The sequence below is a fragment of the Rhodospirillaceae bacterium genome, assembly GCA_002728255.1.
Lineage (GTDB): Bacteria > Pseudomonadota > Alphaproteobacteria > UBA7887 > UBA7887.
Window position 1 is genome coordinate 21,086 of sequence record PBWV01000024.1, and the last position, 21,805, is coordinate 42,890.

At 47.5% G+C, this 21,805-nt stretch carries 15 protein-coding genes; 10 read left to right on the top strand and 5 right to left on the bottom strand.

Annotated features, from left to right (window positions below; genetic code table 11):
* The first annotated feature begins 31 nt into the window (after window positions 1-31).
* Together CMM32_06775 and CMM32_06780 are read left to right on the top strand one after the other, a co-directional pair.
* Entirely contained in the window at window positions 32-1,141 is a 1,110-nt protein-coding gene (locus CMM32_06775; protein MBT06602.1) for a C4-dicarboxylate ABC transporter, read from the top strand.
* A gap of 14 nt (window positions 1,142-1,155) precedes the next feature.
* A complete protein-coding gene (locus tag CMM32_06780) occupies window positions 1,156-2,862 on the top strand; it encodes a succinate dehydrogenase (protein MBT06603.1) in 1,707 nt (568 codons plus the stop codon).
* Between the two features lie 76 nt (window positions 2,863-2,938).
* On the opposite strand, the gene CMM32_06785 is transcribed toward CMM32_06780, so the two are convergent.
* Window positions 2,939-4,210 (bottom strand): MFS transporter, encoded by a 1,272-nt coding sequence (locus tag CMM32_06785; GenBank protein MBT06604.1) that lies wholly within the window; start codon window positions 4,208-4,210, stop codon window positions 2,939-2,941.
* Between the two features lie 96 nt (window positions 4,211-4,306).
* Between CMM32_06785 and CMM32_06790 the strand changes: the two genes are divergently transcribed.
* From CMM32_06790 to CMM32_06800, 3 genes are all read left to right on the top strand, one after another.
* On the top strand, window positions 4,307-5,236 hold the full coding sequence (locus tag CMM32_06790) for a hypothetical protein (protein MBT06605.1): 930 nt from the start codon (window positions 4,307-4,309) through the stop codon (window positions 5,234-5,236).
* Between the two features lie 551 nt (window positions 5,237-5,787).
* Window positions 5,788-7,104, top strand: a complete 1,317-nt coding sequence (locus CMM32_06795; protein MBT06606.1) for a hypothetical protein — start codon at window positions 5,788-5,790, stop codon at window positions 7,102-7,104.
* Between the two features lie 94 nt (window positions 7,105-7,198).
* Entirely contained in the window at window positions 7,199-8,554 is a 1,356-nt protein-coding gene (locus tag CMM32_06800) for a hypothetical protein (protein MBT06607.1), read from the top strand.
* Window positions 8,555-8,656: 102 nt separating this feature from the next.
* Here the strand turns inward: CMM32_06800 and CMM32_06805 are convergent, their stop codons facing one another.
* Window positions 8,657-9,079, bottom strand: a complete 423-nt coding sequence (locus tag CMM32_06805; protein ID MBT06608.1) for a sulfurtransferase — start codon at window positions 9,077-9,079, stop codon at window positions 8,657-8,659.
* Window positions 9,080-9,249: 170 nt separating this feature from the next.
* On the opposite strand from CMM32_06805, the gene CMM32_06810 reads away from it, so the two are divergent.
* The 3 genes from CMM32_06810 (at window position 9,250) to CMM32_06820 (ending at window position 13,459) form a co-directional block, all read left to right on the top strand.
* Window positions 9,250-10,050: a short-chain dehydrogenase gene (locus CMM32_06810; protein MBT06609.1), complete on the top strand. Its 801-nt coding sequence runs from the start codon at window positions 9,250-9,252 to the stop codon at window positions 10,048-10,050.
* A 102-nt stretch (window positions 10,051-10,152) separates the two neighbouring features.
* Entirely contained in the window at window positions 10,153-11,826 is a 1,674-nt protein-coding gene (locus CMM32_06815; GenBank protein ID MBT06610.1) for an acetolactate synthase, read from the top strand.
* A gap of 22 nt (window positions 11,827-11,848) precedes the next feature.
* Complete coding sequence (locus CMM32_06820) at window positions 11,849-13,459, top strand: cyclohexanone monooxygenase (protein ID MBT06611.1); 1,611 nt, start codon at window positions 11,849-11,851, stop codon at window positions 13,457-13,459.
* A gap of 81 nt (window positions 13,460-13,540) precedes the next feature.
* On the opposite strand, the gene CMM32_06825 is transcribed toward CMM32_06820, so the two are convergent.
* The 3 genes from CMM32_06825 to CMM32_06835 form a co-directional block, all read right to left on the bottom strand.
* On the bottom strand, window positions 13,541-15,139 hold the full coding sequence (locus tag CMM32_06825; protein ID MBT06612.1) for a choline dehydrogenase: 1,599 nt from the start codon (window positions 15,137-15,139) through the stop codon (window positions 13,541-13,543).
* A gap of 61 nt (window positions 15,140-15,200) precedes the next feature.
* On the bottom strand, window positions 15,201-16,790 hold the full coding sequence (locus CMM32_06830) for a choline dehydrogenase (GenBank protein MBT06613.1): 1,590 nt from the start codon (window positions 16,788-16,790) through the stop codon (window positions 15,201-15,203).
* A gap of 103 nt (window positions 16,791-16,893) precedes the next feature.
* Entirely contained in the window at window positions 16,894-18,246 is a 1,353-nt protein-coding gene (locus CMM32_06835) for an ABC transporter substrate-binding protein (protein ID MBT06614.1), read from the bottom strand.
* Window positions 18,247-18,654: 408 nt separating this feature from the next.
* Between CMM32_06835 and CMM32_06840 the strand changes: the two genes are divergently transcribed.
* Entirely contained in the window at window positions 18,655-20,553 is a 1,899-nt protein-coding gene (locus CMM32_06840) for a hypothetical protein (protein MBT06615.1), read from the top strand.
* 79 nt (window positions 20,554-20,632) lie between these two features.
* A complete protein-coding gene (locus tag CMM32_06845) occupies window positions 20,633-21,793 on the top strand; it encodes a hypothetical protein (protein ID MBT06616.1) in 1,161 nt (386 codons plus the stop codon).
* The last annotated feature ends 12 nt before the right edge of the window (window positions 21,794-21,805 follow it).

Consider the following 21,805-nt stretch of genomic DNA (forward strand, 5'->3'; position numbering starts at 1 on the left):
TCTCTCGGTGATTAATCTGGAGGGTTAAAGAATGACTAAATCTCCTGCTATTGTGGGAATTGTTGGCGTCTTGGTTGGTTTGTTGGTTGGATCTTTTATTTTTTCTGGAAAAACCGAAACCGATGGACAGGTGACCACTGTTGCCGATAGCGATGCCACTAATGAAACGATAGAAAAAGTCAGATGGAAGATGGCTAGTAGTTTTTCCGCCCAACTTGTTCTTGCGGGAACAATGGGAAAGACTTTGGAGCAGCAGGTGTATAAGCTTTCTGGAGGCGAGATGGAGCTGAAGTTCTTTGATCCTGGTGCCTTGGTGCCAGCTCTAGAAATTTTTGATGCAGTTTCAGCTGGTGCGGTGAACGCGGGTTGGACCAACCCTGGATTTTGGGCTGGAAAAATTCCCGCTCTGCAATTTTTTGCGGCCGTACCGTTTGGCCCAGGTCCAGGGGAAACTGTGGCCTGGGTGTACCATGGTGGGGGCCTAGAGCTCATGCAGGAAATTTACGCGCGATACAACATATATTCTCAACCTTGTATGTTGATACCGCCCGAAGGAGCGGGGTGGTTTAGACAGGAGATCACATCGATTGACGAGCTCAAGGGCTTAAAAATGCGCTTCTTTGGGCTCGGCGCAAAGGTTATGGAAAAGATTGGTGTTTCAACCCAACTTATAGCCGCGGGTGATATTTTTCCTGCCCTCGAGCTGGGCACTATTGACGCAACTGAGTTTTCGCTTCCGGCGATTGACCTTGAACTCGGTTTCCAGGCAGTCGCTAAGCACTATTATTTTCCAGGTTGGCACCAGCCTACCACAATGGGCGAGTTGATGATTAATTTGTCAGATTGGAATACTCTTTCTGAGCAGCAGAAAATAGTGATTAATGAGGCGTGTCGGTCAAATATGTTAAAAAGTTTGGCAGAGGGAGAGGCTATTCAATTTCCCGCACTGCAGGAGCTTGAGGCTCAGGGAGTTACGCTACATAGGTGGCCCGACGAGACTATTGAGGTTTTCAGGGGGGCATGGGAAGAAGTCGCTGCAGAGGAGGCGGCGAATGATGCCGAGTTTGCAAAGGTCTTAGCTTCTTTAACCGAGTTTCGGGAAAACTATAAGGTTTGGGGTGACCTTGGCTATCTTGACTAGGCAGCACATCAAAAATAGTGGCAGCTTCAAACGAGTTTGATGTCGTAGTATTAGGAGCTGGGGCGGGAGGAATGGCCGCTGCAGTTGTTGCAGCGACGGAAGGCCTGAAAGTATGTCTGTTGGAGAAAACAGAGCACGTTGGGGGTACGACAGCTTGGTCGGGAGGCATGGTGTGGGCTCCCTTATCGAGCCCAGCCAAAAAAAATGCAGGGTTCAAGGACACAAAAGGGGATGTCGCGAGGTACTTGGAGGGGGTCGTTCCAGGGTCCCGAGGGGAGCCGCGGATGGCGGCGTTCCTTAACACGATTCCGAACGCTCTTGATTATTTTGAGCGTCATACCCTCGTTAAGTTCAGGCCTCTGTCCGAATATCCAGATTACTACCAAGAACTGGATGGTTGCAGCGTTTCGGGTCGAGTATTAGAGCCCGAACCCTTTAATTCGACAAATTTAGGGGCTCATCTAAGGGACCTCCGGCTGCCACTTCCCGAATTTGCGTTGTTTTCCGACATGATGGTTGCGCGCGAAGACCTTTCCCATTTTCAGAATGTCTTCCGTTCTATCCGCTCGTTCGGAAAGGTTGGAGCGCTCCTGAGTCGTTACGCCTATCAGAAAATTCGATGGGGAAGGGGAGTTGATTTGGTGTTGGGCAACGCGTTGGCAGGCCGCTTATATGCAGCTGTGCTAGAGGCGGGTATTACAGTCAGGATGGGTGAACAAGTCTCTAATCTTCAACGGGGTGGGCTTGGCCGTGTAGACGGAGTTGAACTGCTTGGAGGTGAAACTATTTCGGCAAGGCAAGGAGTAGTTTTGGCGACGGGAGGTTTTACTGGAAATTTAAGGCTAAGAGAAAAGTACTTAGCACAAGGTATGGGGAATTATAGCGCAACGGCTCCAGGAGCATTAGGTGATGGCCTCCATTTGGCGGTATCGGCTGGTGGAACCTTTTCTCAAGTACGGGATGGGAACGCTTTCTTAGCTCCGGTTTCCCGTTATACGCGTCCGGACGGGAGCTTGGCGGTATTTCCTCATACGGTTTCAGATCGTGCTAAACCCGGACTTATAGCAGTAGATAACAGGGGTGAGCGTTTTGTTAATGAGGCGATATCCTATCATGAGTTCGGCCGCGCCCTCTTGTCTCACCAGAATACAAATGGTCCTGAAAAGGCATTTGCGTGGCTTATCGCCGATTCAAGATTCGTTTGGGAGTATGGTCTGGGGGCTCTAAAGCCTAAAAATTTGAATAAAAAATATCTAGTGGCCATTGGATATTTGTTGGAGGGCTCCAACCTGTCTGACCTAACACAGAAGTTAGAATTGCCACCTGGTAGTTTAGAAGACACCGTTTCTTGCTACAATGGTTCGGCTGCGCAAGGCTTGGACCCCCAATTTGGCCGAGGAGGGAATGCATACGAGCGTTTTTTAGGAGATAGTCAGAACAAGCCTAATCCATGCGTGGCGCCCATCCAGCGAGCCCCATATTTTGCTATCCGGGTTGAGGTGGGTGATCTTGCGGCTGCAGGCGGCGTGAACACAGACGCTAGTTCGCGAGTAATGGACGAAAGCGGTAACTTCATACCGGGGTTATACGCTTGTGGGGCTGATGCAAAATCCATTATGGAAGGGAATTATCCCGGTCCTGGAATTACGCTGGGTCCGGCACTAGCTTTTGGGTTTTCGGCGGCCATGAACATTGCTAGCTCAACAAAAAACGCCTGTTGATATAGGAGGTCGGCAAATGCCGTGCCTTCCTTTCCTATATTATGTCAATTTTACCTCTATGGTAGTAAGCTTAATCTTATCTCAGTGGGCGATGTGCTGTTTCTGGAAACCTTATTATCACTACCGCAGTTATGAAGGATGCCGATAATACATAAAATGCTGGCGAGAGAGGAGAATTGGTAATGTCGATCAACCAGGTGGCTATAAATGGCGCAAAACCACCGAATATTGCAACTGCCAAACTGTAGCCCACAGACATACCAGTGGCCCGTTTGGTTGTATCAAATAGCTCGGCTATGGCCGCTGGCCCCGGACCCGAATAGAGGGCAATAAGGATGCCAAAAAATACCTGAACACAGATAAGGGAAAGCAAAGTGGGGCTGGTTAAAAGATAATTAAAGATTGGATAAACGGCCACAGCGACAACAATACATGATCCAATAAGAAATGGCTTTCTCCCATATTTGTCTGAAAAATACCCAGTTACAGGAGCCAGAATAATTAGGGTCAGCAATCCGGCTGCGTTAGACCATAGTGCATCTGCTCTTTCTAAGTTGAGATGCCGAATGGCAAAGGTGGGCATGTATGCTAGAAAGATATAGTAGACAACAGTCCAGTGGATCGTGAATCCGAAAGCACGTAGGGCCGGTATGAGGATTGTTTCATCGCTTTGCGTGACTGCGCTTGGTTCAGAGGTAGTTTGCGTGAAGACTGGGCTTTCATCAACATTGCGCCGAATGTAAATTCCTACTATCCCGATAAAGGCACCTAATAAAAACGGAATTCGCCATCCCCATTCTACAAAACTCGTTTCATCTAGCGCCGTGCTTAGGATAGCGGCAAAACCGGAGCCCAAAAGTAACCCGGCAGCGACACTGACTTGTTGCAGGCTTCCTGTCAGACCGCGTTTATTTTTTCCGGCCCATTCGACTATAAAGGCGGTGCCTCCACCCCATTCACCCCCAGCGGAAAAACCTTGAAGTAGCCGGGCTAATACTAGAATTATGGGAGCTGCCAAACCGATTTGACTATAGGTTGGAAGGATGCCTATCAATAATGTGGCAACGGCCATCAACTGAATAGTTAATACTAGAGTAAATTTACGACCTTTCCGGTCCGCAAGATGACCGAAGATAATTCCACCTATCGGTCGGGCAGCAAACCCAACGCCAAAGGCAGCAAAAGTTCTTAGAAGCGAAGTTACTTCATCGGTGGAGGGGAAAAAGTGATTCGCCAGAATAGTGGCTAAAAAGCCGTAGACGGCGAAATCATACCACTCAAGGGTGTTGCCAATAACTGCGGCCACGAGCGCCCGGCGCGCCTTTTTTTTATCATCCGATATCATCATTGTGTGGTGACGTTCTCACTTTGTCTTGATTTACACCGGTCATATATACCCTATTATAGGTGAGAGGCTTTGTTTTTTCTTAGAAGGGGTGGATAGGTGGTGAAAATAGCAGAGAGGCAAGAGCGAGCAGCGGCTGAGAGTGGAAGTGGTGAGACCACGTATAGTCAGCGAGCGCGGTATTTTGATGCCGGGGCATTTTTTAAGGCAGGTCTTTCCCCTATTCCGGCAGCTGGCTTTGTTGCGGAACGTGACAAAGCGTTTGATCCGGGAACTGGGACAAAACTCATTTTAGTGGATCAAGGTAAAGCTATGAACATTGATTTTCCGGCAACTACTCCCTTGATATTGGCGGCTTATGCGCGGGTTCAGGCTGGGGATGTTTTGACTTACAACCCGTGCGCTTCAACGATTTTTGGTTTCGTGATTAAAGGAGATGGGCAACTTCTCCAGAATAAAGATAAAATAGGCTGGGCTACAGGTGATATATTTTGTCTCCCCGGGGGTGTGCCCATTTCTTTTGCGAGCGGAGATGAAGACAGCATACTTTGGTTAGTTAGTAATGAGCCACAATTTTCCTTTGAGCGTTGTGGTCCACCTGAAATTAGTTCCTCTCTTGTTAAGGCAACGCACTTTCCGGCCAATGATATAGGTAGCGAGCTCGGGAGACTTGCTGGTCGCGAGTACGATGAGGGAGGGTCAGCTGTTATCCTTTCCTCCGAGGGTCTGGAGCAGGGGAGGGCCCTTTCGCCAACGCTTACCCTTTCCATGAATCAATTGCGGGCAGGCGCAAACCAGCCACCTCACCGACACAATTCAGTAGCTGTATCGCTGATTGTTAATGGTGCCAACTGTTATTCAATGGTGGATGGAGTAAAGATGGATTGGTTGCCATGGTCCACTGTAGTTACTCCCCCAGGAAGCGTGCACTCGCATCACAACGAAGACGGACATGGTGCGCATTGGCTCATTGTGCAGGATGGTGGTTTGTACAATCACTGCCGGACTATGGGGTTCAGTCCAGCGTAATACAAAGGAATTGCATCAATTGCGATGTTGACAAGATGTTCGTTGTCTCTTAACTGATTTTGAAATTTTGGATACGTTCGGGATTGTTCATGAAGCTCTTAAGCTAGGCGGGCTAGTTCTGCAGTCTTGTGACTGGTTCTAATGTATCCTGGTAGACTTCCAGTCATCTATTTTGTTAAAATAATTATTATTGTTGCTTGCCGTTTTTTAACCAGAGGATTTTGAAAGTTCAAATTACTCCTCGCCATTGGGTTATCTGTGAGAAATCAGTTTACTAAGGACCTGCTGTTAAGAAACTGTAATCGTGTGCGCGGGCGTTGTGGTTTCAGAAGTGAGAGAGCCTTGCCAAAATACCGAATTCCACGTTAGTACTGGCAGAGATTTAATCGGTTTTCCGTAGACGAATCAGCATAAGTTTCGGGGGGCTATTATTTCTTATATTTAAGCAAGTTTCGAATTTCTGGTGCGATTTTTTTTGTGTTTATTTTCGTGAAAATAGACTGAAATTTGGCTGATTACCAACCAGCAGGATATAATTAGATGGGTGCTGTGTGAAAGATTTGGAACAAGCTACTTCAGGTCGAGAGAAGAGAAACACCACGATGTTTCTGCTCACCGCCGGGTTACTACTTTCGGCTATTTTTGTAATTTCTGGTCAGCGTCCCGACTATTACAAGGATTATCCTGTAGACTTCTCGGGGATGAGCCCGGATGACTACGTTCTTACTGCGGGCATGGACGATACTGGCATTCCGCGAATTAAGCAGGCGTATTTTGAGAACACTCCTCCGCCTCGTATTGGTGTTTACGGTCATCATATTGTGAAATATATGAGTCTGGGAGCATTTCCTTTTGATACTGATGTTTCGTATTTTTTTAATTACTACGTTCAGCACATTTCTTTGCGGGAGATTGCGGATCTTTTGCAGTACCAAGAGGAAAAGGGAAAGCTTCCCACCAACCTAGGCTTGATTCACCTTTCACACCCATATCTTGGGCCGCAGCTACTCACAGAATATCGTTGGAGTATGCCATTTGAGTTCTATCTAAACTCTGCCTTTAAGTGGGATGTTCTTTCAGTACAAAAAGTCAAATTCCTGGGGGAGGGGTACATTTCTCGGTTACAGTTTCGTTTGGATTGGAAACACCTAGCCTATGGTTTGTTCAATATAGCTCTGGGTGATGGGTGTCAGAAATATGGAATGTACAAGACAGGTGAAGCGCCTCACTCCGTTGAAGTCCCAATTTGGATGGATAGGCTTAGAGAGATTGGGCTTGGAGTGCTTGTCGATAAGTTTGAAGCTGTATACTCTCAAGATTGTGGGGTAAGGCGTGTTCAAGGACTCAGAGGTCTGCGACGAGACGGCACATTTTACGGGCCCTACGAAGATTATAGATGGGTGGACAAGGGCCGTCCTCCCAGGTCTCTTGGCATGTGGACCTCAGAGGACGTACAATCTATCCATAAAATTGCGTTGGAAATTCAGGAAATTGGCAAACGAAACGGTTTGGATATGGTATTTTTCATTCCTCCCCGCTTGGGCAGCTACTTTCCAAATGCAGGCCACGAGCATTTTGATCAGGCTGTGTCCCTAATGCAGGCGGGTGGAATGGTTGTTTTGGATACTCGGCGCGCTTTTGGTGATTACAACTCCACTGGTTCAGAGGGCGGAGACAGTGATAATCTGCGAGGGAAGATTACTGAATTTGAGAGGAGTGGGCAATTAGCCTCCGACTATTTGTGGGGTCAGGACCATGTGCGTGATAGTTATTTCCGGCTCATAATTGATGAACTCGAGACAAGAGGGCTTCTTCCTTTACCTAGTCCTGTACAGCTAAGTAGGGATCTGCTCGGAGTGGTTGGGTAAGTCCATATAATGTTTTCTAATTATTCAAGACCCATCTGGTATGCACAAAGTCCCCTAGAAATTTTGTTATGCTGCATATGTGTGGAGACACGCAGTGAACTTTAACTCAATCTCTTTTATTTTTATTTTTATTCCAGCATGTTTGCTGATTTTTTACCTAGCTTCTCCTCGGCTACGACTACCGGTTCTGTTTCTATTTTCTATGGTTTTCTATGGAGCGTCCGGAATCAGCCCAGGTCTTCTATTGTTTATTTCAATAGTTATCGGATATTTTGGTGCGCGACTGTGTCAGCCCAGTAGGAATGTGGGGCGATTATTTTTCGCGATTTCATTTCCTCTCCTCGCATTGTTTGTTTCCAAATACCTTGGATTCTCACTGACTACAGTCGGGGTCGAGCTACAGCCCGGCGCCTTCCTTGACGTCATAGTCAGACTTTCATTGCCCGCGGGGATTAGCTTTTACACGTTTCAGTTGGTTGCTTACATGATTGATATACGTGATGGTAAGATTGAACGAGAGAATAATTTTATCCAGTTTGGAACTTTTATCGCATTGTTTCCACAACTAATCGCTGGACCAATTTTGCGTTATACGGAAATCCGAAGTCAACTCCGCAGGATAGCTAGTGAGCAGGATCTACGGCCAGATTTGATGTCGGGAATAAAATATTGCGCTTTTGGTCTCGCCTATAAGATATTTTTCTCAGACATTCTTGTCACCATGCAGGTCGTCTATACTAATAGTGAGGGAGCGCCGTCCATAGACGCCCTGTACAGCGTTCTAGCTTATTCAGCGATAATATATTTTGATTTCTGGGCATATTCACTAATCGCGATGGGTTTGGCCAAGTTATTTACTCTCGACTTGCCGCGTAACTTCAGGGAGCCGTATAGGTCGCTGTCACCGAGGGAGTTTTGGAAGCGTTGGCATATAACTCTATCGTTTTGGTTGCGCGACTATGTCTATTTTAAGATGGGCGGCAAAGAGAAGTACATCCGCAATATAATTGTTATATTTGGTTTGGTTGGTTTGTGGCATGGCGCAGGTTGGAACTTTATTCTCTGGGGTTTCTACCATGCGTTTTGGGTTCTTCTGTATCACTTTTGCAAACGATGGTGGGACCCACTACCTCTACTCTTTCAGATCATTCTCACTTTCGTAATCGTGTCCTTAGGCTGGCCTCTATTTTACCTTGACATGAATGGCTACGTTCAGCTTTTAATCAATTTGTTCAGCTTCACAGGGGCGGAAGGAGGATCTGTGTATGGGTTGCTGGATTGGGCCTACTTAGGCGTGACACTTGGTTGGATTTTTCTAGTGAAGGAAGATTTCATCTTGTTCAACAATAAAAGAAACTTCTTTGACAACCCTATTTTCTTAGCTTGCCTTCTTGTCGGGGCGATCATCTTTCTGTCTTTCGCGCGTACATTTATCTATTTTCAGTTCTAGTATGCGTTTTTGCACCATTGCTAATATTCCATCCAAAGAATAGTGGCATATCTAGGTTGGCTAAAGATAGCTGTTGGCTTGTGTAGACGGCATCGCACGACCTCAGGATTGTTTCCAGGGCAACTGGGAAAATTTCCAGCCATCCAAGGTGCCCCGGTGGTCTTTATGGTCTGGGTTCCCTTCAAAACCTTCAACGATATTATAGCAGTACGAGTATCCGGCTGCTGTCATAGAGACGGCAGCTGCCATAGACCTATGGCCCGAGCGGCATAGAAAAAAGATAGCAGCGTCAGGGTCAGGAATCTTCTGTTGCGTTTGGTCTACAAAATGTGGATTCTGGGATCCATCAGGGAATCTTGTCCATTCGATAAGGTAAGGCTCCTTGTTTAGCAAGGAAAGATCGGGGATCCCAACGAAAGTCCACTCAGCAGTCGTGCGGCAGTCCACCAAATAGCTATCAGCTTTTGATTGTAAAATTTCCCATGCCTTTTTCGGTGTAACGTCGCCTGCGTATTCTTGGCCCATGCAGTTACTCCTAAAAAGTCACTAATTGCTCCAGGAATTTTGGAATTCCATAGGTTATGTTTACATCAATTTGTCAATAAAATGTAGGACTGTATTCCGTGTGCCTATTCTTAAAGTATCTTGGTATTGGCAAGGAGTTGTTCTAAAGATTGGCTTGAGGAGGCAATCCTGTGGGGAACAAAAGGTTAGAAGGAAAGGTGGCATTGGTGTCTGGCGCTGGGCAGCGGGGCCATATTATTGGAACAGGCAGAGCCAGTGCTATTTTATTTGCTCAGGAGGGGGCTCGAGTATTCCTCGTGGATTGGAACGAGGAGAGCGCTGCTCAAACAAAAGCAATGATAGAGGCGGATGGTGGGACCGCATTTGTGTGCCAAGCAGACGTGACCAAAGACACTGACTGCAAAACTGTCATTGATTCTTGTAAAGAGGAGCTTGGTTCGCTCGATATACTCTTAAACAATGTCGGTGGTCCTGGTGGAGGAGACGTTACAGAGGTTACAGATGCACTATGGAACGAATCTTTGGATCGAAATCTCAAAAGTGCGGCGTTTATGAGTAAATATGCGGTTCCGGCCATGGCGGGGTCGGGCGGAGGTTCTATCATTCACGTGTCTTCCATTGATGGTTACCGGGCGGGAAATAGCAGAAATGTCCCTTACTCAGTTGCAAAGGCTGGAGTTATTCAACTCACCCGGACTATGGCAGTGCATCATGGGCGGGAAAATATTCGGGTAAACTGCATTGCACCGGGTCACCTTCATGGGCCATTTGTGGAGCAAATTCCCAGCGATTGGCGTGATATGCGAAAGCGTGCAGGACCCTTGGGAACCGAGGGCACAGCATGGGATTTTGCTTGGGCAGCGGTGTTTTTGGCTAGCAATGAATCTAGGTGGATTTCAGGGGTAGTTCTACCCGTTGACGCTGGTCTGCAAGCGGCTACGCCACTCTCCGTGTTACACAATTTAATATGACTAGCTGCGTTTGAGGGCACATTCTGAGTGCATTGTGGGAGCTAAGGTCTTATATTTGCATGTGCAAAATTTTAGGTTTTCGTGGAGAGGGATAAGACAGTTATGACGAAGATGACGGGTGGGAGGTTTCTGGCTGAGACTGCGCTAGGCTATGGCATTAACCACATTTTTTGGATGCCGTACATTGGGCCAAGAGTAATCATGGAGTTGGAAGCACTTGGCGGGAAGGGGATTCAGGCTCACAGTGAGAAGGCAGCTGTGTATATGGCAGATGCCTATGCCAGAGTGCGTGGCGGGCCTAGCCTCTGCATGGCGCAGTCGGTAGGGGCTCTAAACTTGGCAGCCGGTCTGCAGGATCCTTATCTCGCTTGCTCTCCAGTTGTTGCTATCACCGGTAGGGAAACACTAATTCACCAACAACGCCATGCGTATCAGGAAGTTAACCACACCAGTCCGTTTTCTGCAGTTACGAAATACAGTGCTTATGTTTCCAAGACAGAAGATTTCCCAGTGTATTTACGACAGGCATTTCGTGCTGCGACAACGGGTACTCCTGCTCCTACCCATATTGATTTGGAGGGGATAGCGGGCCAGGTGGTTATTGACCAAGAGGCAGATATTGAGGTTTGTGTGGAGGAGCCGTTTGGCCAGATCCCTGCCTTCCGCCCCACAGCAGATTTGGGGTTAATCTCCGACGCTCTGGAAGTTTTAAGCCGTTCCGAGCGGCCAATCATTGTAGCAGGAGGTGGCGTAACCTCTTCGGGAGCACGGGCTGAGTTAATCGAGTTTGCTGAAAAAGTGTCGATCCCTGTAGCTACATCTCTCAATGCCAAGGCAATGTTTCCCTGGGATCATCCTCTCGCTGTAGGAACACCCGGTTCCTATTCCCGGGCATGTGCTAATAAGGTGGTCTCCCAAGCAGATTTAGTCTTCTTCATAGGTAGTCAGGCAGGGGGACAGGTTACCAATGGTTATCAGATTCCACCTCAAGGGACTAATGTAATCCAATTAGATCTCAATGGTGAAGAGATTGGCCGTAATTATCATGTAAAAGTTGGCTTGCAGGGAGATGTGCGGGAAACACTCCGAGTTATGACCGCGCAAGCCGATTCAAGCCCAGGAAAAGTGGAGTGGTTGGCGAAGGTTGGACAATTGGTTCAAGGGTATAAGGATGATTCCAGCGAGCATTACAATTCAGATGTATTGCCCATGAGGCCGGAACGGCTTTGCAAAGAATTAAGTAACTCCCTCCCTGATGATGCCATATTGGTTTCGGATACTGGCCACGCCGGTGTTTGGTGTGCACAGATGATCGATTTGAAGAAACCAGAGCAGAGTTTTCTTCGTGCGGCTGGCTCGCTTGGTTGGGCCCTGCCAGCAGCCATGGGCGCTAAATGCGCAGCTCCCGATAGGCCAGTCATTTGTTGGACAGGGGACGGAGGCGTTTGGTATCACATGACGGAATTAGATACGGCGAGGAAAACAGGAATTAATACGGTCACCTTGATAAATAACAATCATTCCTTAAATCAGGAGCAGGGTGGCGTTGAGGGAATCTATGGGCAGCGCTCCTCAGAATCGGATGCTCACTGGGTATTCCCTGACCAGGATTTTGTTCGAATGGCAGAATCCATGGACTGTTTTGGGGTCACCGTACATAAACCTAGCGAGTTGGAAGGTGCTCTGGAACAAGCTTTGAGCGCCGGTAAACCGGCTGTTGTGGATGTGAAGACCCACATCGAGGGGATTGCTGATAGGGCCTGGATGCCAAGTTAATTTCGCGTGTTGGGAGGTTAGGATGCCAGGCTATAGGGATCTAGATTGTGATGTGGTAGTGGTTGGCGCCGGCGTGACTGGCCTCTATCAACTACACTGTCTTCGGAAACTAGGTTTCCGGGTCCGGGTGCTTGAGGCCGGCAGTGACGTTGGGGGGACATGGTATTGGAACCGGTATCCTGGGTGTCGCTTTGATTCGGAAAGTTACTCCTACTCCTATTCATTTTCTCAAGAGTTATTAAATGAGTGGGATTGGACAGAGCATTTTTCTGCCCAACCCCAGACAGAGCGATATCTTCAATTTGTTGCGGACAAGTTTGACCTTCGTAAAGATATTCAATTTTCAAGCCGGGTTGCCTCGACTGTGTTCGATGAGGAACATTCATGCTGGGAAATTACTGTAGAAGGTGGGACACATTTTCGTTGTCGGTTTCTAATCATGAGTATTGGCCATCTGTCGGCTCCAACCCTCCCCAATATTGAAAATATCGAGAAATTTTCGGGCGAATGGTTTCACACAGGCCTTTGGCCAAAGGAGGAAGTGACATTCTCCGGTAAAGATGTTGCAGTTGTAGGTACGGGGGCTTCCGGGGTGCAGATGATTCAGGAGATTTCTAAGACGGCTAAAAGCTTGACGGTGTTTCAGAGAAATCCTAATTGGTGCACGCCCTTGCACAACAAAGAGATTAGCAAATCAGAGATGCAGGAGATTAGGAAAAACTATCCTCATACATTCCAGGCTTGTGGAGCGTCGGATGGCGGGTTCATTCACACAACGGAAGACCGTAATGCTCTAGATGTGACGGAAGAAGAGCGGGAAAAATTTTGGGAGGAGCAATATGCGAAGCCTGGTTTCTCCATGTGGCTCGGTAACTTTAAGGACGTCTATATTGATAGGGAAGCGAATAGGCTTTTGTCGGACTTTGTGGCCAGAAAAATTCGGGACCGTGTAGTTGATGAGAAAACAGCAGAGTTGTTAATTCCCAAAGATCACGGATTCGGCACAAAACGCGTCCCACAGGAGACTTTCTATTATGAAGTATATAATCAGTCGAACGTAAGTTTGGTGAGCCTTTTGGAAACGCCTTTTGAATGCGTCACGAAAAAGGGAATAAAAACCACAGACCGTGAGTATGAATTTGATACAATAGTCTACGCAACTGGCTTTGACGCTATTACTGGTAGTTTCGATCGAATTGATATCCGGGGTGTCAATGGCCGACGTCTTAGAGAGAGTTGGCGTAGCAAAATTGTTACCTTCCTCGGGGTTCAGGTACCGGCTTTTCCGAATTTTTTTATGATCCCAGGGCCGCAGGTCCTCTTCGCTAATCATACTCGGCTGGCTGAATTTAACGTCGAATGGGTGACGGCGCTTATTAAACATGTCGATGGAAAAGGCTTAACACGGGTAGAGCCGCGACTAGACGTTGCGGAGGATTGGAGCAACCACGTCGAAGAGAGTGGTAAGGAACTGCTTATAAACGAAGTTGATTCGTGGATGAGTGGAGTTAATTCCAACGTGGAGGGTAAACAAAGTCGTGTGTTCGTCCGTTATGATGGCATTTGGCCTGCTTATAGGAAACGCTGTAGGGAAATCGCATCCTCAGGATATCAGGAACTTCAATTCTCATAGCAGCTCGGGACGTGGCGATAGATTCGGAGTTGGGCTGAAACATAGCTATCAAAGCTATTTATGCGACCCTTGCTGAATGTATTATCCTTCTTTAATTAAATCAGAGGCCCTTTCTCCTACCATAATGGCGGCAGCGTTTGTGTTTCCCGAAGGCATCGTTTGAAAAATAGATGCATCAGCTACACGCAATCCTTCAAGGCCATAAACTTTTAGTTTGTCGTCGACCACTGCATTGGGGCTAGAACCCATACGGCATGTTCCCATGGGGTGATAAGCGGTTTCCCCTGTGTCGCGCAGCCAGTTCTCTATCGCCGTGTCTCCTGCAATTTCTTTGCCGGGTTTAAATTCTTCCCCTCGGTAGGCGTCCATGGGGGCAGAGTTCACAATATTTCTCATTATATTAACGCCGTCGATCATGGCTCGAAGGTCTATTGGATCATGGAGAAAATTAAAGCGAATAGCGGGCTGCTCGTCCGGTTTATTCGAACGTATGTGGATAGAGCCTAAACTTTCCGGGCGAAGCTGATAGCAGATAAAAGTCATTCCTGGAAACTTATATAATTTCCGCTTTTTTGGGTTTTCCACCGCGTAGGGGAAGAAGCTGAGTTGCAGGTCCGGTGTTTCCATTTCTGGTCTTGTTTTAACAAAGGCAACAACTGGTGTGGAGGGAAGACTGAAAAAACCTCCCCCGGTGGTGGCATATTGGAGCATTTGTCCTATCAGCCCGAGGCCGCGGGCCTTCTCGTTGTAGCTAACCCCTGGCATGGTTACTTTCCAGTTTATTCTGGATGCGATGTGATCGCGAAAATTTTCTCCAACAGAGGGGAGTTCGTGTCGCACTGTGATGCCATATTTTTTTAGAATTTCGGGGTCACCTATGCCAGATAATTCCAGTATTTGGGGCGAAGAGACGGCTCCTGCAGAAAGAATAACTTCTCGGTTGCATTTCCCTGTGTAGTCCTTTCCATTCTTTCTGTACACGACCCCGGTGCATCGTTTCCCTTCAAGAGCCAAATGTTGGGTCATGGCTTCAGTTACGATTTCCAAGTTAGGGCGCCGGCTTGCCGGTTCTAGATAGCAGCGGGCTGCACTCATTCTCCGGCCAGCTTTTATGGTTGCCTGGGTTTTCCCCACTCCTTCTTGGTCTAAACCATTATAATCAGAGGTATGGGGGTATCCTGCGGACTGGGCGGCAGAAATTAATGCGTCATACAGTGGGTTTTGGTCGGGCACTTCGGATATGCCTAAGGGGCCATTTCGCCCGCGTACTTCATCGTCGCCACCGTCAAAGTTTTCCATTCTCTGGAAAACTTTGGAAACTCTTTCCCACGTCCAGCTGCGATTTCCAAGCTGCCCCCAAGTGTCGTAGTCTAGGGTTTGACCGCGAACATAGACCAACCCGTTGATGGCACTCGAACCACCAACCATTTTCCCTCTGGGAACGGGAATGACGCGGTTGGCTGTACCTTCTTCAGGTTCAGATCGATAGCGCCAGTTTACTCCTGGCTTATCTATGAAGAGCCCAAAGCTCACCGGAACACGCGACAGAGGGTGTGTTGGCTTGCCTGCCTCTAGCAGAAGGACGGAGGTTCTTGGATCTTCTGTCAGCCGATAGGCAAGCGCCGAGCCCGCGGATCCGGCACCAATTATGATATAATCTGGTTGGGTGTTCTTATGCACTTAATATCCCTTTTTCTTCATAAAACTTTCAAGGCAACCATTGAGTTGTGTATAGGTCACCTTAGGCTGGATTCATAATCAAATCAGCTGCTTTTTCGCCAACCATGATACTTGGAGCATTGGTATTCCCAGAGGGCATGGTTGGAAAGATCGAGGCGTCGGCCACACGAAGTCCTTCTAGCCCGTGTACCTTTAATTGATCGTCTACCACGGTGTTGGGACCAGACCCCATTCGGCATGTTCCCATAGGATGATAGCCAGTTTCACATTCTTCCCGAAGAAATTTCTCTATCTGATCATCGGTTGATATGGAAGCCCCTGGATGAAATTCGCTTTTCCGGTATCGGTCCATTGGTTTTGCGTCGACAATTGCCCGCATCATTTTAACAGCGTCAATATTAGTTCTAACATCGATGGGGTCTTTCAGAAAATTAAACCGAATTGCCGGATGTTCATAGGGGTTGCTAGATCGAATATGCACTGAGCCAAGGCTCTCCGGTCTAAGTTGAAAGGCAGCTATGGTCATTCCAGGAAAGGAATGTAGTTTGCGTTTTTCAGCACTTTCCACGGAGTATGGCAAAAATTGCATCTGAATGTCAGGAGTTTCTAATTCTGGCCGCGTTTTCAACCATGCTCCTAGGGACGAGGAGGGTAGACTCAGGAATCCAGTTCCCATTGCAAAATATTTGAGCACTTGGCCTACAAGACCTATTCCCTGCGCACGGGTATTATAGGAAACCTCAGGATTGTTTAATTCCCATTTTATTCTCGGCAAGAGATGGTCGCGAAAGTTCTCGCCAACCGCGACCAATTCATGCCGTATTTCAATTCCGTAACGTGAGAGGATCTCAGGGTTCCCAATCCCAGATAATTCCAGAATTTGCGGGGACGCTATGCCGCCGGCGGACAGAACAACTTCTCTGTTACATTCGGCCTCAACTAATTCACCGTTTTTTTTGTATGTAATTCCGATGCATTGTTTCCCTTTCAGCAGTATTTTTTGGGTCATTGCCTTGGTGACAATATTCAAGTTGTTGCGCCGCATGGCCGGTGACAAATAGCAGTGAGCTGTATTCATCCTGCGGCCGCGCTGGATAGTTGCCTGCAGTCTTGCGACCCCCTCCTGGTCAGGGCCATTGTAGTCCGCATTTCTTGGATGGCCTATGGAGACAGCTGCATCAAGGAGCGCCTCGTACAATTGATTTTGTTCCGAGACCTCAGATATGCCGAGAGGTCCTGTTTTACCTCTTGTTTCATGGCCTGGATCTGAGTAATTTTCCATTCTTTTAAAAACTGGAGCGACGTCCTCCCAGCTCCATCCGCGATTGCCAAATTGTGCCCAGGTATCGTAATCAAGAGGTTGCCCACGGACATAAACCATGCCATTGATTGCGCTTGATCCCCCTAGCATTTTTCCTCTTGGTACAGGGATAGCACGGTTAGCTGTTCCTGCTTCAGGTTCTGAGAAGTACTTCCAATTTACGCCAGGTTTATTGATGAATAGCCCGAAACTTATAGGAATTCGGGAAAGAGGATGCGTGTTAGATCCGGCTTCCACAAGTAGAACCGAGGTTCGGGGATTTGCGGAGAGCCGATAGGCCAAAGCAGCGCCAGCTGATCCTGCTCCAACAATTATGTAGTCGTATTTCATCCTGTATCACTCGCTACATCTAAACTAATGAGAAATACTAATAGAACGCTATTAGGTTCTACGACAAGAATTTCATTTCTCAACCAATAAAAAGGTGCGTCGTTTAACTGCGCATGACAGCTTCCAATTCGTTTGCCGCCCATCGAATGCCCTCGTCTATGCTATCACCGCCCGCTGTTACTCTGGAAACTAGGTTTGGGAAGATGGCTTGCGCCATTATTTGTGCTGCCATGGGTGGTGGGGCAGGATAGCCGGGTACTATTCCGATTTCATCTCCTCGGATCGGGTAATTATAAATCGCGCCGGGCGGTGGGCCGGCCTTCGCCCAGACATCATTGCCTTCTGCGTGGGACCTCAGGAGTGGTACATCGTATCCGGTGGTGACCTGGCTCATCTGGTAGGTAATGTCCCGGGTCCCCACATGGCGCAATAGGTCCTTTGCAGCTACTATATTTTCTGAAAAGTCCCAAATTCCCCAGAACTGGGGAATGAAATTGCGATATCTTCCATGTGGACCTCTTGGTAAATCATGACACCACATCTGTTCGGCGAATTGTGGTGCGTCTCGTTTTGCAACATTCCACGGGCTGGGTGGGTTGAAGACAGAGGATCCTTGTCCCGAAATCATCCAGCGATTGTTCCCTGCATCGTCCCAGGCGTATACGCTTTCCGGCATGGTGCGAACTAATTTAGAAAGATATTCTAAGACTGTCCGCACCTCTTCTGAGTCCACGACAATATCTCCATTCTTGTCTACTAGCTCGGCACCGTGGGCGGCGAAGACTGGGGCCACCCAGAAACTTGCATCGCCCGTCGCCGCAAGAGGTCCACCAATACCATGGCCTGCCGCATGCAATTTCTGCCCAGCTTCTAAGAGTGCATCGTAGTCCCAGGCATCAACCAGTTCCGAGTTGCGTTCTTGCTTGGGGCCAGGGAAAATTTCCTGTAGATTTATGTCAGCGTATTTCTTGTAGAGATCAAGGCGGGAAATCATGCCGTGGGTCTGTGAGCCGACAGGTGAAGGGCTTGCTCGCCAGACGCCATCGACTTTGGCGAGGTATTCGGCCAGAGGAACCATGGGGCCTTCCGAGGAAATAATATCCTCTATAACATCGTCTACTGGCTCCAGGCGGTGTGCAAACATAGTCGGCATCCAGATAGCATGAACATAGATATCATGACCAATCCCGGCTCGTGATTCCGCTTGGGCGGTAAGCAATAGTTTATTTCCCGCACTGGGGATGAAGTCGACTTCGATTTCTACGCCATTTGCTTCACCCCATTTCTGCAACAGGACTTCCAGCGCTCCATTGGTGCCGGGGATCCAATGATCCCACACACCCATTTTGAGTTTTCCGGCAGAGTGGGAGGTTTTGATATAAGGGGAGGCAAAAGTGCTAAGACCTATTGCAGTGGTTCCCTGCAGAACTTTCCTTCGAGTGTGTCCTTTTCGCATTTGCCGCTCCTTTTCCCCATTAACGATGTTTGTTACCCAATCTAATTCCTGGTTAGGAATTATCCCTCCAAATCTGCTCTATACAAAGAACAAAATAGTCCTGGAGGAAGTTTTTCTGCGGTCATATTAGTTCTTCAGAGTCTATCAGGATAAGTAAAGCTGCGGTTGCTATAAATCGACTACCAACTTTAGCCACTAAAATATTATTTTCAGGCGAGTTTTGAGACTAAAAGCCTATAGAATACTGTATTTCCCAAATGGAGAAACTGAATTAGAAGTATAGTACATATTTTCAAAGTGAGAGATCTGTGATGCTTTTGGGTTGTTATTTTTAATTCCATTCGCGGACTGTATTCTCTCTGGTATCTTGAAATGCTGTTCTGAATAACAGATGGCGGATAGTTTCTTATGATTTCAATTGCGGGACAGATCCAAATATGGTTGCCATCTGCCATTACCTTAATTGCGGTTGGAATGTTTCTTCCACAAGTTCATGGCTTCAATTTTAAGTGTTTATCATCAAGATTTATTACCCTGCCAGGTTTGATGATTGTTTCATGTTTACTTATGGTTTTAAGTATTCTTAGTTATTGGGTAACAGGAAGATCTCATCCTAACTCAATTGGAGGCCTAATTCCTTGGAATGATGCTGCCGGTTATTACAGTTGCGCTATTTCTCTTCTTGAAGGTGGAGGGGGCTCTGATTTTTGTGCAAGGCGCCCAATATATTCTCTCTATGTTTCAGCTCTAAGTTGGCTCTCCGGGGCAAACCTGCAGATTACTCTGATTCTTCAGTCATTCGTGACTGCGGGGGCCATTGCATTAGTGTTGCGCCAAGTGCTGCACTTTTGGGGACTTGGTGCCTCGATAATTGCAGGGGCAACTATGGTTGCGTTTTGTGGCCCTTTTTCATCAACGATACTGACCGAGAATATTGGGTTCGTGCTGGGTTCGTCGGGGCTCCTATTGCTACTAAAAGGCGTTGCTTCCCGCAATAGCCTTTATCTCTTTCTCGGTGCTTTTATTCTTAGCTTGGCCATGAATGCGCGGGCGGGGGCCTTTCTAATTTTTCCAGTAATTTGTTGTTGGCCGTTTTTCTCCAAGGGATGTATGGGCGCGATGCGAGCTAAATTTTCTTTTATACTCGTGCTGGGCGTCGTATGCGGCTTTATTCCTTCCGTAGGATTTGCGCATCTTTTTGGCCCGGGGTCAGCAGAATTTCATTCAAATTTTGCACATACCCTTTATGGCTTGGCTGCTGGGGGTGAGCGATGGACATATGTGCTTTCGGTTATTCCTGGCGCGACTACCGGGCAAATCTATGGAGCAGCGTTCAAGCTAATCGTTGATACTCCACTACTATTTGCGGCAGGTCTTTTTCAGGGATTTTTAGAATACCTGCAGCGTATTTTTTCTTACCTGGAATGGGGGCCTGCTCGCAGTCTTATCACATTGTTTTGGGTTTGGGGTGCAGCATCCTTAGTGTTTGGGAAAAAAACTGACATCTCCCTTTGCCTCCTGCTCTTGTGGATTGGGGTGCTTGCATCGGCGCCTATATTGTCGATAGATGGGGATACGCGCGTTTTCGCCACGACTATTAGTCTAGATGCTATGATCGTCGGTTATGGCTTTAGTTTGCTATCTAAGTTGCTAGTTCAGAACAGAAAAATGTGGTTTCTCGTGTTGTTGCTTGGATGCATCTTCTTCTCCCCAAATATAATATTTTATAGTGATCCGAGAATGTGGGGAGCGGTAATTGCACTTGGTTTTCTGTTAGCATTTGCATCACAGTTTCTAATGGGTTTCGGGAGTCGAGAGATGCCTGAAATGAGCGTTGTGCTGGGGTCCGCCCCATTAGTATTTTCTGTTTTTGTAATTAGTTTGGTATGTATTCCAGCTATTGTATCAAGTATTTACGCGGTGCATCCGGAGATAGAGGCGGAAGCCGTGAGATGCCAAGATGGTCAAGTGGGTATCAAAGCTTATTTGGGAAAGACCAGCCCTGTGTTAAGTTTCGTCTCAGGAAGCAAGATAAGCCTGTGGCCTCTAGCGGCAGAGATGAGATCTTTCAGAGCATATCTTTCTCCTCTTGTGGCCCATTATAAGGAACTAGAGAAAGTACCTGAGGAGTATTCCCTGTCGCTTATTATTGATTACTCGTCTCCGGGGAATGGGTCCAGGTTTGTCTACTGGGATCACGCACGATACGGGATTTTGCAAGGGCGGCAGGCATTGTGCCTAGACTACGAGACGTCGAACTTAAAGGCGGATATTTCCCGACTGGCCAACGCAAGGGTGATAGAATAATGGCTGAAGTTCGTTGACATACAATATGGCGGAACTTGAGATGGAAATAACGTTGCGCATCCAAAATACGAGGTGATTTATGCACGTGATTGTTGTGCTTGAAGATCGTATATCTGAGTGGGTGGCTAAGGGAGAGTTACTGGAAGGTTATTTTAATCCCGGTGGAGTCTTTGATAAAATCACAGTGGTGGCCCTTCTCTCTGATGAGGTGGATGCGAAGACTGTCTCCAATCTTTGTAAACCGGCTTCTTCTGTATACTTGAATGCAAATTTGAGTCGGAAACGCTTATCCGTAGCCGCGGGCAAGCCTTTGAGAATTCGTATGATTAAAGCTCTTGGCACATTAGTGGATGAACTAGAGCTCGGTCCAGCTAATTTGGTGAGGGGTTATGGAGAAGGTCTTGCCGCCGTCGTTTCTGAGGTTATTGGCTCTCGTCTTAGTGTTCCGTTTGTAATTAGTTTACATCAAACTGCTGATCCAAAGATTCTGAAAAAATATTCTAGCCTTAAAGATCAGATCTGGCGACGACTGATCAAGATGCCTGTGGAGCAAGCTTTGAGAGCCTCAGACGGCTTAATAGCTGTTTATTCTCCAATAATCGACTATTTGCCGCGGAGTCTGGCTACCCGTGCAGAGGTTATTCCCAACGTGGTTGGAGTTAGGATTAGACCCTCTATAAAGGCTAACAATCGAGATCACATCAACATTATTTGTGTGGGCCGTCAGATTCCTGGCAGAGACCCAAGGCCAATAGTTAGGGCTGTGGCAAACGAGCCGCACCTGAATCTTACACTGGTGGGTGGTGGGCCCCTGCATGCCGATGTAAGAAAAGAGGTAATGAAGTGGGACCTGGGTGATCGAGTTCAGTTGGTCGAGTCCATGCCGAATTCAAGTCTGTGTGATGTTTTTCGGAAATTTGATGTGATGGCCATAAACAGCGGATTCCGGGAGGTCTCTAAAAGCTTAATGGAGGCTGCGCTCTCGGGTGTTCCAATAATTGTTAATGAGGGGCCAGCATCCACTATACGGGAGTTAAGCGCCTTCCCGTTAGTGTACGCGCAGGGAGACCCAACCTCCTACCGAGAAGTCCTGGAAGAGTTTGCAAAAAACCCCAATAAACGCTATGAATTAGCTCGTAGTACCGCTGAAGTAGCGTGGTCTGTCTGGAACCCCCAGGAAGTTGGATTGAGGGCTGGAAAATATTTAGCAAAAATCGTGGAGCGCAAAAGTAGGCTTTAGTTTGAGGATGTT